Here is a 15,334-nt window from a genome sequence, read left to right on the forward strand (position 1 = left end):
ATTAGGGATTGGTTGAAGGAAAAGGCTGTAAAAAAACTATGCTTCCGGCTTAATGGGAGGTATCCAGTTTACGTCTTTGCAATGATTACACTCATGCTCGGGTTTCAGGGGCTGAAACATGGTATTCCCACAATTCTTGCAGACAAGCCGATCGTCTGCTTTGGGTTGCTCCTCAATAAGTTCTGGATCTTCATTGGGAATTACGGAGAGACCCGGCTTCGGGTTTTCGTTTTCAATGAGTGTAAATTTACCGTTGGCTTCAATGTACAGGCGTCGAACCTGACCCAGATGCAGAATACTGGCGGCCCGAAGTTCGGCGAAGAGACGTTCGCGGGTAATGCGGGAGTGTTGCATCGCTTTGAGTTCAAGCACCCCATCTTTCACCAGAATCTCCATATCATCCTGCGTAATCGCCTCAAACTTTTCATTTCGGGAAGCGATACGAGAAATCCAGCGTTGCCCGGCCACAATGATAATCGCAATGGCGATTGCAGGCAACAATCCCCGGTCGGGCGAGAGTACGGGCATACCAATCGCAGCGGCCAGAGAGGTCAACGCCGCCATTTCATTGCGGTTGAGCTGGGAGGCCATCCGCCGCCCCATGATTCGGATACAAACCATGAGCAGCAGGTACACGAAAGTCATCCGGATGATGACTTCGATGAAATAACTGGCGGGTAATTCACCGTAAAAGATCCGGAGCCAGTCGTCAATTTTAATATCATCTGGATTCATGCGAGGCAGGAAGAAAGAATTAGAGAATAGCCGTGCCCCAGTCTTCGACCTGGCAGTGGGGGCACGGGCCGGGATGGGTCTTTTTTTCGACGGTTTTTCCGCAATTACAGCAAACAACGTACTCTACTACTTCCCGCTGAATGGCGTGAATGGACGTATCACTGACGTTCGGTGGCAGGGTAGATAAACCCGGTCGGGCTTCTTTTTCAGGATAAATACTAAACAGGCCACTGGCTTCCAGATACACCCGTTTGACCTCCCCGAGGTTATAATACTTTTCAGTTCGCAAAACAGTGAAGAGCTGCTGGTGCGAAATACGGTTTCTCATCAGTTCTCCAACGTCTAAAACCCCGTCTCTGACCAGAACGGTAGTGGTGCCCTGCATGAGCATTTCTACGTTTTTGTTTTTGAATCCCCACAGGGTAGTTAGTCGCTGGTACAGCAATGCACAGATCATGGCGAAAATACCCAGCCCGATGCCCCGGTCCGGGGCCTGCATGGACGGGGAGAGAATGGCCCCGGTGGTAAGCATGACGCCCATTTCGGTAATGGAAAGTTGCCCGTTCATGCGTTTACCCAGCAACCGCATCATCACCAGCAGGAAAAAATAAATAATCAGGGTCCGAAAGAGAACTTCCAGAAAAAATATGGGCGGGGCCATGCCCCACAGAATTCGGTTCCAGTCGTCGAGCTGGATGTCACTCTTTTTCATGGAAAGTAGAGTCAAACGTAGTGAGCAAGGCCTAAAAAAAAGAATGCCCACCAGTCCAGTAGAGCATTTAAGTCCGCTTAAAGGAAACAAGTTGAAAGATCTATGCATGCAACCAAGGAAAAAGGCCTAAAATGAGACCCCCAAATTTCAAGGGGATGTGGTAAAAGTACCCCGAACCCTGAGCCATAGCGATGCATATAGACGAGCCTCATTCGATAAAAGTGTATAGGTGAAAAAAAACAGAAAATTTCTTTTCAAAAGTGATAACCTTTCGGGTTTTAGGGTGATAAACCAGTAGAGCTGCTTGTTTTAACCCACACCTTTATCTTTTCAACCTTCAACCCTGAACACCCGGCGGGGCGGTCCTGATGACCGCTCCGCTTCGGTTTAAGCCCTCCGGCTTTGGAACTAATCCTTCAGAGGCCGCCGTTACCCAGCCAGTTAGTTACCCAATCAACCGGTAAAGCCATGTTAAATTTTGAGTTTAAAAACCCAACCAAACTTATTTTTGGAACGGGAAAAATTGCCCAGTTACCCCAGGAAATACCAACCGATGCCCGCGTACTGCTGTTGTACGGTGGTGGAAGTATTAAAACCAACGGGATTTATGACGAGGTTAAAGCGGCACTTGCCAGTTACGAAGTCGTTGAATTTGGCGGGATTCCGGCCAACCCCGAATACGAAGTACTACTGAAAGCCTTGTCGATCATTAAAGAACAATCCATTACGTATTTACTGGCCGTGGGGGGTGGTTCGGTCATTGATGGGACGAAGTTTCTGGCTTCGGCAGCTTACTATACCGGCCCTGAACCCTGGGATATTTTGAGTCAGTCCATCCGTACGGAACACGCCATGCCCTTTGGTACGGTACTCACCTTACCGGCTACGGGTTCGGAAATGAACTCCGGAGCGGTTATCACCCGGGCCGAAACGCAGGAAAAACGCTCCATGGGTGGATCAGGTTTGTTTCCGGCGTTTTCAATTCTGGACCCTCAGGTGGTTCGCTCCGTACCGCAGCGACAACTGGCCAATGGCATCACCGACGCCTTTACGCACGTACTGGAGCAATACATGACCTATCCGGTCGGGGCTCGCTTACAGGATCGTTTTGCGGAAAGCATCATGCAAACGCTGATTGAAATCGCTCCCGTGATCATGCAAAACCCGTCTGATACCGATGCAGCTGGTGATTTTATGTATTGCTGTACGATGGCCCTTAACGGACTGATTCAGAAAGGGGTACCGACCGACTGGGCCGTGCACGCCATGGGCCACGAACTTACGGCTCTCTATAATATTGATCACGCCCGAACGCTGGCTATCATCGCTCCGAGTCATTATCGGTATAACTTCCGCACCAAACGCGAAAAACTGACTCAGTACGGCCAACGCGTATGGGGTTTGACGGGGCCTCCAGAGGAAGTGGCCATCCGGGCCATTGGTCGTACGGAAGAATTTTTCCACTCCCTCGACATCAAAACCAAACTCTCGCAGTACACCGAAAACTACGAAGGTACGGCTGAACGCATTGAGGACCGTTTTACGGAACGGGGCTGGCTGGGACTAGGCGAACATAAATCGCTAACGCCTCAGGATGTACGAGCCATCGTGGAAATGAGTTATTAAGGTTTAGGATCAAACTTGATACCTAACACAAGGGCCCCGGAAATCAAAATTTCCGGGGCCCTTGTGTTCGTACCTTTTTCTAAAGGGAAGCCCAGTGAAAGAAGCCTCCGATGCATAAAATCAAACCTGATACTCTAAATCAAACTTGATACTTCACTCAACCATTTACCGAGCCAGTACAATACCCGCAAACGAAGCCAGCGAGGGCAGGGTAAATGCAACGGTACCTTTCTGGTAGGAAAAAGGAAGCGAGCCTTGCTGACCCAGTATATGAATCCGGCTGGGTTTGAAAGGACAGGCCATCTGGAAACGCAATTGCTGAAGAGGTACGGGTGTAAAATACGTGTTACCGCTAAAACCGGTCAGATTGACCAGGTGTACAATCCAGCCATCGCTGGCCGATTGCTGGATTTTCTGGGGCGTGTTTTCGGTAAATTCCTGGACAATGACTTCCACCCGGTCGGGAGCATTGGTCTGGACAAGGTGGCCCGCCGATGGATATAGCCGGTCCAGCACATCAAGCAGGAGGTTTTTGTGTTGCTGATACCCGTGCTGGTAATACAGGCGACCGAGATGAATGGGTAACAGGGCATTGGTACTTTTGCCGTAGGTTTTTAGCCCCATGGCATAGTAGCCCGTGGGGTCGTGGCCGCCAATGATTTCGGGCGGACCGGGTCGTCCTTTCGCCAAAATGGGCAAGTAGGTGGTGTCGGCTGCCGAAAAATCGTAGAGACCCAGATTGAACTTCCAGAAGAGCATTTTCTGTCCCGGAAAACGTTTAAACGGTGCCTGCCGCTCGGGACTCAGGTAAAAACCGCTGCCGTCGTGGTCGCTCTGAACTGCTTTCGCCCCGAATAATTCGGCTAAGGCCACTGGATGATCAGAAAGGGTACGGTTCGTCGCCAGCAGACTGGTCCCCTGCTGACTGATTTGTTTTAACGCCTCCACCGAACCTGGACTCAGATAGGTGAGGTCAGGAAGTAGCAAAACCCGGTATTTTTTCAGGTCCTGGACCCGTCGGGCAAGCTGCGAATCTTCAATAATATCGAAAGGCAGGTGAGCTTCCTTGAGCATGAGTTGAAGGCCCCGATACTCCTGCATGGGTAAACCGCTGGGCCAGGAACCCGGAGCAATCAGAGCAATGCGGGCCACGGAACGGTAGCGACCAAAATACTTTTCATAGGCTTTATGATGGGCGTAGATTTGACGGATGACCTTAAAATTTCGTTCGTCTTCGTAGCCCCGCATGTCACCCATCATGCTGATATCCAGTCCTGAACCGTTGGCAATATTTTCGTAGAGGCGGATTCTAACCTCTTCTGGTTCTACAGCATTGTACCGCGACTGAAAAGAAATCTGCTGAATGCTGGCGTTACTGATGATGTGATCCGGATAGGAATGAACGGCATTGTTGACATTATCCGATGCCGTATAGGGCCAGTAGGGAAGTGTAGTCGAACTTTGGGATTCGTGGCGGATGATGTCCACGTATTCATCCATGTAGGTACAAAGAGCCACCTGTGGATTTTTGGATTTAATCAGCTCGTGCAGGCGTTTGGTCCAGTCATCGACGGTGTATTTTTTAAAGGCTTCGTAGACCTTATACACGGAATCCCCTTTGTTTTCTTTCACCGGTAAGCGAAGGCCCTTGCTGTAGGCGGCAAATCGCTTCTGGTCGTGTTCATTCTGATCAATCCCATGGTACACGCCCTCGTAAGGATTATTGACCTGATACCCCGGCATATTCAGAAAAATACCATCGATGGGAAAACGGTCCATGACTTCGGCGATGATCTCAAAAGCCTTGGTTTGTACGTAGGGAGCGTTGATCGAAACCATCACCATGTCCGTATTGTAGACCCGCTCGCCCTTGGGAGACAAGTAACACCAGTCGGGATGAGCCTTGAAAATGCTTTCGTGCACCCGGCTGAAATCAAAGCGTACCATCACCCGGATGCCCTGCTGGTGGCACTTCCGAATCAGATCATCCATCAGCGTGGGTGAGCGGAGGTAAGGATTCTGGTAGTGAAAATCCAGCTTGGTGGGATAAAAAGCCATAATACCCCCAATGTTGATCAACAGCGTATTGGCCGAACTTCGCTGCAAATCTTCCACGATGGAATCCGGATGCATCGTAGCGGCTTCGTAAGCGGGCATGTTGAACTGAATTACGCGGAGATTATTGGCTTTCCACCAGGGCATCGACCGTGGCCAGTCCGTATGGGATTGACCGTAGGCCATACTTCCCAGGAGAAGCAGGATCAGAGGAATGAATCGTTTTAGCATGTATAGAGGTTAGCGTTTCCGACGAAAATAGCGGAAAATCAGCAAAGCCTGCTTCCGGCTGACCCAAAACAAAACCCGCCCGCTACCAGTTGACACTTATCATCTGCCAATCCCCTCGGAACGAACCCACGCGTTCGTCGCTATTCGTATGAATCAGACACCCATCGATCAACACGGCTTAATCGGAAACATGAATACGGCGGCTCTGGTCTCCTGCAACGGAACCATTGATTTTCTATGCCTGCCCCGGTTTGATTCACCCACGGTATTTGCCCAGCTACTCGACTCGGAAAAGGGCGGTTACTTTTCCATCCGGCCCACGTTTTCGGATTTAACGTACAAGCAGCTTTATCTAACGGATACGGCTATACTGGTGACCCGCTTTTTCTCCGATTACGGCATTGCCGAACTAACGGACTTCATGCCCGTGCACGAAGAGGGTTCCCGGATGACCGTCATTCGTAAGCTAATGGCTGTACGGGGAAACATCGAGTTTGAAATCCAGTGTAAGCCCCGTTTTTCGTACGGTCGAATCAGCCACGAAGCTCAGGCGAACGAAATGGGAATCCGGTTTACCGATGCGGACGGTCAGGAGTTACAGTTATACAGCGAAATTCCGCTGGAGCTATCCGAATCAGACGTCGTATCGCGATTTCGACTGGAGGAAGGCCAAACACTATGTTTTATTCTATGCGATGAGAGTAAGCTTTGTGAGGAAAGCAAAACGCCCGAATCCAGTATCGCTGATTTATGTAAGACGTACTACGACGCCACCCATGCGTTCTGGAAAACCTGGACCCGGCAGTCTACTTATAAGGGGCGTTGGCGGGAAATTGTGATTCGCTCCGCCATTACGCTGAAACTCATGTCCTCGCACGAACACGGCTCGGTAGTTGCGGCCCCTACCTTCGGTTTACCTGAGAGCTTGGGCGGAGAACGTAACTGGGATTACCGCTACGCCTGGATACGGGATTCGGCGTTTACCATGTTTGCGTTTCTGAAACTGGGTTTTCTGGATGAAGCCCGGCGGTTTATGGATTGGGTGGAACACCACTGCCTCAACGAATCCCTGAAACTGATGTATACCATCGACGGACAAACGCCGCCGGAGGAAGAAGAACTCAGTCATTTTTCGGGTCATAAAGATTCCAAACCGGTTTTGATTGGTAATGGTGCAGCTACGCAACGTCAAATGGACATTTACGGGGAGCTGATTGATACCATCTACCTGTTCAACAAATACGGCGGCCACATTACGTACGAGTTCTGGAAAAAACTCAGCAAGGAAGTCGAATTTGTCTGCGGACACTGGCGACTGCCCGATCACGGGATGTGGGAAATTCGGGGGGAAGAAAAACAGTTCCTGCATTCATTCATGATGTGCTGGGTAGCCCTGGATCGGGCCATTCGCATTGGAGATGAACGCTCGTTTCCCTACCCAAGGGAACAGTGGTACCGGGTACGCGACGAAATCTATGACTTCATTTTCAAAGAATTCTGGTGTGAAGAAAAGGAAGCTTTCGTACAGGTTCGGGGTGGACAAGCTCTGGATGCTTCCGTATTGCTGATGCCCCTGGTTCAGTTCATTACGCCCAATGAACCCCACTGGCAGAAAACCATGCTGGCCATCGAACGCGAACTCAAGCTGGATGTACTCATTTACCGGTACCGCAACGAAGAAACGCAGATTGACGGACTGGACGGGGAAGAAGGGACCTTTACGATGTGTTCGTTCTGGTTCGTGGAGTGTCTAACCAAGGGTGGACAGATTGAGCGAGCCAGTAATTTCTTCGAGAAAATTCTTGGCTACGCCAATACCCTCGGCCTGTTTTCGGAACAGCTCAGTAAACGGGGCGAACAGCTGGGAAATTATCCCCAGGCCCTGACCCATCTGGCTCTGATTACAGCAGCCATTGAACTGGACCGAAACCTGGGAAGCTAAACCACCAGCAATGGATCAGGCGGCTAGGTAAAACCTGACCGCCTGATCAACGAATCAAAGGGTTGCCCCTTAGTATGGAAAACGTACGCCGTAGCTAACTTCCGGAAACTAATAAAAGAAGCTAAAACCTATGCCTCAGGCTGGGGCTGATTTTGCTTCTCCAAAGCCTGCCGTAATTGCAGGTTGTCCCGCGAGAGCGATTCAATCTGTGATTTCAAAAAGGCAATCTGGTGTAGCAGGGCATCGACGGTCCGTTCGGTTTCCTGCCAGGGAGCAGCGGTATCGAGTGTATCCGCCTGGTGCGAATACGCCCGGCAGGTAGATGAACAGAACTTAGCCGTTGAGCGGGAGGCGAAAAAGGGCGTACCGCACCACTGGCAGGTTTTTTCGAAGATTTTGGCGTTATGCTTGAATCCTTCCTTGCTTAAACGGGGCATAGGCGTAATGGTCAGTGATCTCTAAAGGTACTAAAATTGTCATAACGCCATGGCAACGTTAATTATTTTTCTTTCGCGGTCTGCTGTTCGAGCGAAGGCCTACTTATAATACGACACCTTTCACGGCAGGTTGCGGTTTAGGCAGATCTTTATCGCCCCAGTGTTCTTTCAGGTTGGTTTCAATGGTGAGACTCATGGCCGTCATCGGGATACCCTCCATCCGATTTTCGAAAGGATCTTCAATGCGTTCACCCAGTAAATCCAGACACAGGAATACAAAGGAAATAATCACGGAGACAGGCATGCTGGCCCAGCCGATTTCCTCGACAAAGACAAAGGGGAGGAGGGAAGCATGAATGAATACGAAAACGCGGGAAGAAAAACTATACTGTCGGGGAAAGGGGGTATTCTTGATGCGTTCGCAGCGACCCTGGATGTTATTGAATTCAACCAGAATTTCTTCCACTTTAGTAAAACGATAATCCGATAGCCAGCCTCTCTGGTAAGCCCGTTTCAAATCTTCCCCCTGCAGGTTGAGCAGATAATTGGGTGGGTTATTCTTCTTACAAAAGACCTTGTATTCCTGCGAAGATAGAAACGATTCAGTATCTGAATACTCATTGCGTTCTTCGTAAATTTCTTCCTGGCTGGTGCGATTGTAAGCCTGGGGTCGCCGTAAGAAAACCCGCAGGGCATGCACAAAGGCCATGTGTCGGTATACCATGCGATGTTGCAGTTCCCGAACTTCTGCGGCTTCTGCCGGATCTTCGGGGATAATCATAATGAGTACTTCCCGCCCCCAGGCCCGGCTGTAATTCACTAACAAACCCCAGATCTGGCGGGCTTCCCACCAGCGGTCATACGCATTGTTGTTCTTAAAGCCTAAGAAAATGGAGAGTGCCGTGCTAATCGCTGTGATGGTTGTGAACGGCAGGTGTAAATGAAAAAGGTTGTAATAATCGTGAAGTAGATAGACCGTTACGGAAAGCACGGTATAGTAAATCAGCCCTTTCCAGGTATAATGGAAGATAACTTTCCAGCCAAGATTGCGATCAATGAACATACGATGAAGGGAAGCCAGAGAGAACGTGTGTGGTGTAGAATTTTCAGCATTAGAAAAGTTTAATGCAGGATATTAACCCGAAAAGAACTTAAAAGTTTTTGGAAGTTCTTAGGAAGAAAAATTGACTTTGTTAGGCAAGCAATGATTAGTATATATATAAGGAAGTGTATTACACAGCTGTAAATATTTAAAATTATTATAACGTAAAAAAAACGTTATAATGTTGATTTGTATAGACAAATGTTAAATAGTGTTCTTATAGCTCTACCCTATTTAACTGTATAAAGTATTCAACCTTCTGCCTTATCGTATCACAGAAGGTTGAATAGCTATCTTACCAATGGCCCGGCGTAAATAAAGCACCCTGTTGATCGTCCGCTCCGAAGAAAATACGCAGAGCTGTTCGACCTTCGCGGTCTTTCTCCCAGGCATAGCGATATTGTTTTTGAGCAGCGGCTATCTCCTGATTATTGGCCGGCCTTTTGAAATTTTTACCGGGGTAACAACTGTACTCACCCCGGTACGTTCCCTGCTGAGGCGTGAGTGTGAACGTTTGATTGCCCGGCTGCATGGTGCCCTTCCAGTACGTATAAGAACTCGTGCGGCAATTGTAATAGGTTGCTGAATTGAGTACATACATTTCAAACGTGCCGTTGGCCTGTACGTGCAGAGCATGGCCTGTTCATTAGCGGCTCCCTTGTAACTGCCATCTGTACCCCAGAAACTGGTGGGTGAGAAGCGGCCATAGCTCCATTTACCCGTTGGAAGCGAACTGGCCCATACGCTCGTTGTATGAAGAATGAATACGAGCATCAAAAACGGTTTGAACGAAGAAATCATTTGATTGAAGGAAAACGGTTGTTTCGCCTGCAACCTAGCCTCAAAGCGGACCTTTCACCAGGTCAATCCGGTTCAACTGCTGAGAACTTCTGCTGAAAGTCATCGATTGCCTGCTGAACTGTACTCCTTACCTGACCTAACCAGACTGTTTTGACTTTTGCATACGCCCAATAGATTGATCGCTTTACACGCTGCATCAAAACCATAGTTCCGGCGTAGGGAATGGTAGGCATAACGATTGGAATGAAGCTCATTTCGTACAAAAAAGCCCCTTACTTGTACGGTAAGGGGCTTTTCTGTTTAACGGCCTGGTTTAGGCAATACCTGATGCGTCGCCGCCCAGCGTTGCCACAGGCGAGCCAGTTCGGTCACTTTTTCAGGATGTTGAGCGGCCAGGTTCAGCGTCTCGGTTCGATCCGTTTTTAGATTATACAAATGCCAGGTGGAATCTGAAGCTGTGGATACCAGTTTCCAGGAACCCTGCCGCACGGATCGAGCCCCAAAATGTTCATTGAAAAGCTCCGTTGGCCGGTCGGCGGACTTGCCTTTAAACGAGGGAACCAGACTTCGGCCGGTGCTGACAGGAATGGCTTTACCATTGATCTGCGTTGGGTACCTGGCTCCCGAAAGTTCACATACGGTAGCCATTAGATCCATGACGTGTCCCACCTGATCACTGTACGAACCCTTAGGTGCAGTAATCCCCTGCGGCCAGAACGCAATGAATGGCGTATTAACTCCGCCTTCGTACGATTCTGCTTTCCAGTACCGATAAGGAGTATTCGCCACCGCTGCCCAATGTTTTCCCAAGGAAGCGTAGGTGGTCTGCGGCCCGGGCAACGCCTGCTTCTCGGTGGCATACACAATCTTCCGGCCATCCCGGGTTTCGCTCGGACGGTCAAAGCCTGGTCCGTAAGCCGCACAGTTTTCGGAGCTGGCCCCATTGTCCGACAGAAAAACGATCAGGGTATTGTCCAGCTCGCCCGTCTGCTTAAGGGCCTGAATGATACGGCCAATGCCCTGATCCATCCGATCAATCATGGCCGCATGTACACTCATCGCCCGGGCGTCCCAATCTTTGGTCGGATTCGCTTGCCAGTCGGGTAAATCTGTCGGGGCAAGTTTCGCCTGATCCGCTCGGATGAGTCCCATGTTGACCATTCGCTCGTAGCGGGCCTGTCGAATGGCTTGCCAGCCCGCCTGATAGGTTTTTTCGTATTTGGCAATGTCCTCGGGTCTGGCCTGTAAAGGCCAGTGCGGAGCATTTTGGGCAACGTAGATAAAGAATGGTTTTTCCGAAGACGCGAAGGATTTAATGTAAGACACCGTCGTGTCATTAATGGCGTCGGTATGGTAGTAATCCTTGGGCACCTGCCGCACGGGTTCGGTACCATTGACCAGACTAAAAGGATCGAAGAAGTCCACTACGCCCCAAATGGTACCGAAAAATTTGTCAAATCCCCGACGGGTTGGATATTGTTCCAGCGGAGAAAAGGTACCGAAGTCTTTCTGATGATTGAGCCAGGCTTGCTGATCAGTTCCTTTCGGCTGGACGAGTGTATTCGATACGTGCCACTTTCCGGTCATCGCCGTTTGATACCCAGCCGATTTCAATACTTCCGCCAGCGTAACCGTCTGGTCCGTAATATGCCCCTGGTAACCGGGCTGGTTCTCGGCATCAGTCATTTTGCCAATGCCTGCCTGATGATTATACAAACCCGTCAGCAGAGCGGCTCGGGTAGGGCAACACCGGGACGTGTTGTAAAACTGCCGGTAACGCAGGCCATGCCGAGCCAGGAAATCAAGATTAGGGGTGTGAATTTCGCTACCGTAGCAGCCCAGGTCTGAATAACCCAGGTCATCGGCAAGTATCAGGATGATATTGGGTGGCTTGCGGGCGGGTGTTTTCGCTTTCCAGGCTCCAAGCATTATTCCCACCATACCCAGGGCCAGGGTGAGCTTACACAGTATATTCATGACGTATAGAGGTTTGGGTCAAAAATATAGCATTTTCAGGTTGTTGCCACTACGCATTCCTGATTTGCTGAGGGCGTTATTCCTGAACACAGAGCTCTCTACGAAAGCTTACGGGTCAGGATCATCGATAATAGGGTGGGCGAGGAGCTATTTACCACAGATACCTTCATGGCTTACTTTTTACTATTTAACATAAGGTCAATTATATAACATTTTACATGCTAACTATCATTCGTTTATTCCTTACAGCTTATCTAGTAATTCTAGTGTTATACAAGACAAGTACCAGTTAAGAGTAGTTAGGTTACATTAAACTATTTGAACGTACCGTCTGCAACAAATCAAATCATTTAGGTTGCTTTTTTCTTTTTCTGCCCCGGTATTCTCCAGTTGGCTGAAAGGTTAGAATTGTATCAGTATTCGCGAAACGCAGGCCTAAGATTTCATGGCCTTTCGAGCAAATTTGCAAAGGTTCTCCGGTGGAATACGGATTTGCCAGTCATTTATAACGCGTATTGATTCATGAAAAGATTCCTGTTTACCGCAGTCATTCTTTTGGGTAATGTTACGTTGCCTGTCTTTGGACAGTCCATCATGCCTGAGCGAACGAATGCTAAGATAAAAGTTCAGCCCGTCGTACCGATCCGGGCATACGGTTTCCCGTTGAGTCAGGTCCGGCTACTCGACAGTCCTTTCCGTCAGGCCATGCAGGCCGATGTGGCTTTCCTGAAAGACCTGGAAGCCGACCGGCTGTTGTCGGATTTCCGCAGTCATTCGGGCCTCAAACCCAAAGCTGAAAAGTACGGCGGCTGGGAATCTTCCGGACTGGCGGGACACACACTGGGCCATTACCTCTCCGCCTGTGCCATGCACTACGCCAGCAGTAAAGATCCGGAATACCTCAAGCGGATAAATTACATCGTGGATGAACTGGCGGAATGCCAGAAAGCCCGCAAAACGGGATACATCGGAGCCATCCCCAAAGAAGATACGGTTTTTACGGAAGTCGCCCGCGGCGACATTCGCTCCCGGGGTTTTGACCTCAACGGAGCCTGGTCGCCCTGGTATACCGTGCATAAAGTCATGGCGGGTTTACTGGATGCGTACCTGTATTGCGACAACGCCCAAGCACTCTCTATCAATGTCGGGATGGCAAACTGGGTCGAACAGACGCTGAAAAACCTCAATGACGAGCAGATTCAGAAAATGCTGTTGTGCGAGTACGGCGGCATGAATGATGTACTGGTGAATACCTACGCTCTGACGAAGAACAAGAAGTTTCTGGACCTGTCCTACAAATTTCACGACCGCTGGATTCTGGATTCACTGGCCCATCACAAAGACATTCTCCCCGGCAAACACTCCAATACGCAGATTCCCAAGCTGATTGGTACCGTTCGTCGCTATCAGTTAACCGGAAACAAAGAAGACCTTGAAAGTGCTTCTTTTTTCTGGAATACCGTAGTCAACCATCACTCCTACGCGACCGGTGGCAACAGCAATTACGAGTACCTGAGTACTCCTGATCAGCTCAACGACAAGCTGACGGAGAATACCATGGAAACCTGCAACACGTACAATATGCTGAAGCTTACCCGGCATTTGTTCGCTCTGCAACCTTCAGCGACGTACATGGATTATTACGAACGCGGCCTGTACAACCACATTCTGGCCTCGCAAAACCATACCACGGGTATGATGTGTTACTTCGTTCCCCTGCGGATGGGTGCCCGGAAGCCCTTCAGCAGTCGGTACGACGATTTCACCTGCTGCGTGGGTTCAGGCATGGAAAACCACACGAAGTACAACGAAAGCATTTATTTTCAGGGAAATGACGGCAGTTTGTACGTCAATCTATTCATACCCTCCCAACTCAACTGGGCGGAAAAAGGGCTGGGCGTAACTTTACAGACTACCCTACCCGCCGACTCTACCCTATCGCTGAGCTTTACTACTCGCAAAGCCGTTTCCTTACCCGTACGTATCCGCAAACCCCATTGGGCTACGGAAGCCGTAGTACTATTGAATGGAAAACCGCTTTCACAGGTCAACGAAGAAGCGGGATATCTAGTGATTGACCGAACCTGGAAAACGGGCGATGTACTCGAACTCAAACTACCCACGCAACTCTATTCGGTAGCCATGCCCGATAATCCGGATCGGAAGGCGTATTTCTACGGTCCGCTGATTCTGGCGGGCAATCTGGGCCCCAAGGAAATTGATCCGGCTCAGGGCGTACCCGTTTTTGTCAGCAATGACTCCAATCCTAATCACTGGATCAAGCCAACGGGTCGGCCCCTGGAATTTCAGACGACGGCCCTAGGCAAAGAAGGTACGGTGACCTTACAGCCTTTTTACGCTCTACAGGATGATCATTACAGCGTGTACTGGGATGTATTCAACAGCCAGACCTGGAAAGAACAGCAGAAACGTTACGAAGAGCAACGCCGCCAGGCCCGTGACCTGGAGCTTCGCACTGTAGACAACCTTCGCGTGGGTGAAATGCAGCCCGAACGCGATCACGACTTTTCGGGCGACAAGCTGGAAACGGGTGAGTCGCATACGCGGAAATTCCGGGTAGCCAATGAGGGGGGTAGCTTTCAATTCACCATGAAAGTAGCTCCCAACGCGAAAAATACGCTGATTGCTACGTACTGGGGCATGGATAACCGGGGTCGCCAGTTTGACATTCTGGTGGATGGCAAAAAGCTCAGTAGCGAGGATCTCAACCAATATAAAGAGAGCCGCTTCTATGATATTTCCTACGCATTACCCGCTGAAATGACTAGCGGCAAAACGTCCGTTGTCCTCACCTTTCAGGCAAAAAAAGGAAATCAGGCGGGGCCGGTATATGGTATTCGGATGCTGAAGGAATAGGAACCCACCGGACCCAATAACCTGCTTTAGCTGCGGCAAACCATTGGTCACAAAGTTCTCACCTTCAACAAATAACTACGTATTTTTCCGTCTCACTAAACAACCCTATCCTATGTTCTTATTTAGCATTGGCGGACCGGAAATACTACTCATGTTGTTGAGTCTCGCATTTTTCCTGGGACTGATCTGGATTCTTTCCAGCTTTTTTAAAGGCACCAGAGGTCGATAAAACGGCACCCCTACCCTTTATACGAAGGCTTACACGCGTAGTGAACCCCGAAAGCCCCTGGCGGCGTAGTACGATTCAGCTCCGTTGTGGTAAACAAAGACCCGCCCGTAGCGGCAATCTGCAAACAGGGCCCCGCCGAGATTCCGGATTTCGGCGGGGGTCTTAATCCAGCTGGACGTTTTCTGATCGAACGCTCCGCGTATCTGCAGCTCCCGATAGTTTTCTTCCGTCAATAGTTCAATGCCCATCGCAGCCGCCAGATCGAGAGCACTATCTTCTGGTTTATGTTCCTTCCTCGCATCCAGTGCTTTCCGATCATAACATAGACTGCGACGACCTTTAGGACTTTCGGGGGCACAATCGTAAAAAAGGAATTCTCCCGTCTTGGCATCCTGAGTCAGTACGTCAGGTTCTCCGCCCGTTTCTTCCATCAACTGAAGCGACCAGAGTTTTTCGGGGTAGGCTTCCAGACGGACCTGTACGGTAGGCCATTCAAGCCCCGGGTGGCGTTGATGGTTTTTCGCAAAACGAGCCTTCAGCGTGTTCAATAAGGCTTCCTGCTCTTCAGCAGACAAAGATTTAGAGGGATTATTCATCACCGTTATAAGGT

General features: G+C 49.7%; 11 protein-coding genes. 3 read left to right on the top strand and 8 right to left on the bottom strand.

Going from position 1 to position 15,334, the window contains the following annotated elements; all coding sequences use genetic code 11:
* Positions 1-36: 36 nt before the first annotated feature.
* Together BWI93_RS23580 and BWI93_RS23585 are read right to left on the bottom strand one after the other, a co-directional pair.
* A complete protein-coding gene (locus tag BWI93_RS23580) occupies positions 37-735 on the bottom strand; it encodes a DUF421 domain-containing protein (RefSeq protein ID WP_094815989.1) in 699 nt (232 codons plus the stop codon).
* 19 nt (positions 736-754) lie between these two features.
* A complete protein-coding gene (locus BWI93_RS23585) occupies positions 755-1,447 on the bottom strand; it encodes a YetF domain-containing protein (RefSeq protein ID WP_094815991.1) in 693 nt (230 codons plus the stop codon).
* A gap of 468 nt (positions 1,448-1,915) precedes the next feature.
* On the opposite strand from BWI93_RS23585, the gene BWI93_RS23590 reads away from it, so the two are divergent.
* On the top strand, positions 1,916-3,073 hold the full coding sequence (locus BWI93_RS23590) for an iron-containing alcohol dehydrogenase (RefSeq protein WP_094815993.1): 1,158 nt from the start codon (positions 1,916-1,918) through the stop codon (positions 3,071-3,073).
* A gap of 165 nt (positions 3,074-3,238) precedes the next feature.
* Here BWI93_RS23590 and BWI93_RS23595 read toward each other — a convergent pair whose 3' ends face one another.
* The gene (locus tag BWI93_RS23595) at positions 3,239-5,359 is read right to left on the bottom strand and encodes an alpha-amylase family protein (protein ID WP_094815995.1); all 2,121 of its coding nucleotides are present in this window, start codon (positions 5,357-5,359) and stop codon (positions 3,239-3,241) included.
* Positions 5,360-5,507: 148 nt separating this feature from the next.
* Here BWI93_RS23595 and BWI93_RS23600 point away from each other — a divergent pair, with 148 nt between their 5' ends.
* On the top strand, positions 5,508-7,301 hold the full coding sequence (locus tag BWI93_RS23600) for a glycoside hydrolase family 15 protein (protein WP_094815997.1): 1,794 nt from the start codon (positions 5,508-5,510) through the stop codon (positions 7,299-7,301).
* Positions 7,302-7,429: 128 nt separating this feature from the next.
* On the opposite strand, the gene BWI93_RS23605 is transcribed toward BWI93_RS23600, so the two are convergent.
* From BWI93_RS23605 to BWI93_RS23625, 4 genes are all read right to left on the bottom strand, one after another.
* A complete protein-coding gene (locus BWI93_RS23605) occupies positions 7,430-7,738 on the bottom strand; it encodes a hypothetical protein (RefSeq protein WP_094815999.1) in 309 nt (102 codons plus the stop codon).
* 103 nt (positions 7,739-7,841) lie between these two features.
* Entirely contained in the window at positions 7,842-8,801 is a 960-nt protein-coding gene (locus BWI93_RS23610) for a bestrophin family protein (protein ID WP_094816001.1), read from the bottom strand.
* Positions 8,802-9,135: 334 nt separating this feature from the next.
* The gene (locus BWI93_RS23615; RefSeq protein ID WP_094816003.1) at positions 9,136-9,441 is read right to left on the bottom strand and encodes a hypothetical protein; all 306 of its coding nucleotides are present in this window, start codon (positions 9,439-9,441) and stop codon (positions 9,136-9,138) included.
* 500 nt (positions 9,442-9,941) lie between these two features.
* Positions 9,942-11,618, bottom strand: a complete 1,677-nt coding sequence (locus BWI93_RS23625) for an arylsulfatase (RefSeq protein WP_094816007.1) — start codon at positions 11,616-11,618, stop codon at positions 9,942-9,944.
* Between the two features lie 522 nt (positions 11,619-12,140).
* Between BWI93_RS23625 and BWI93_RS23630 the strand changes: the two genes are divergently transcribed.
* A complete protein-coding gene (locus BWI93_RS23630; RefSeq protein WP_094816009.1) occupies positions 12,141-14,495 on the top strand; it encodes a glycoside hydrolase family 127 protein in 2,355 nt (784 codons plus the stop codon).
* A gap of 258 nt (positions 14,496-14,753) precedes the next feature.
* On the opposite strand, the gene BWI93_RS23635 is transcribed toward BWI93_RS23630, so the two are convergent.
* Positions 14,754-15,320 (bottom strand): DUF4256 domain-containing protein, encoded by a 567-nt coding sequence (locus BWI93_RS23635; RefSeq protein ID WP_094816011.1) that lies wholly within the window; start codon positions 15,318-15,320, stop codon positions 14,754-14,756.
* Positions 15,321-15,334 lie beyond the last annotated feature (14 nt).

This window comes from Siphonobacter sp. BAB-5385 (assembly GCF_002261125.1).
Lineage (GTDB): Bacteria > Bacteroidota > Bacteroidia > Cytophagales > Spirosomataceae > Siphonobacter.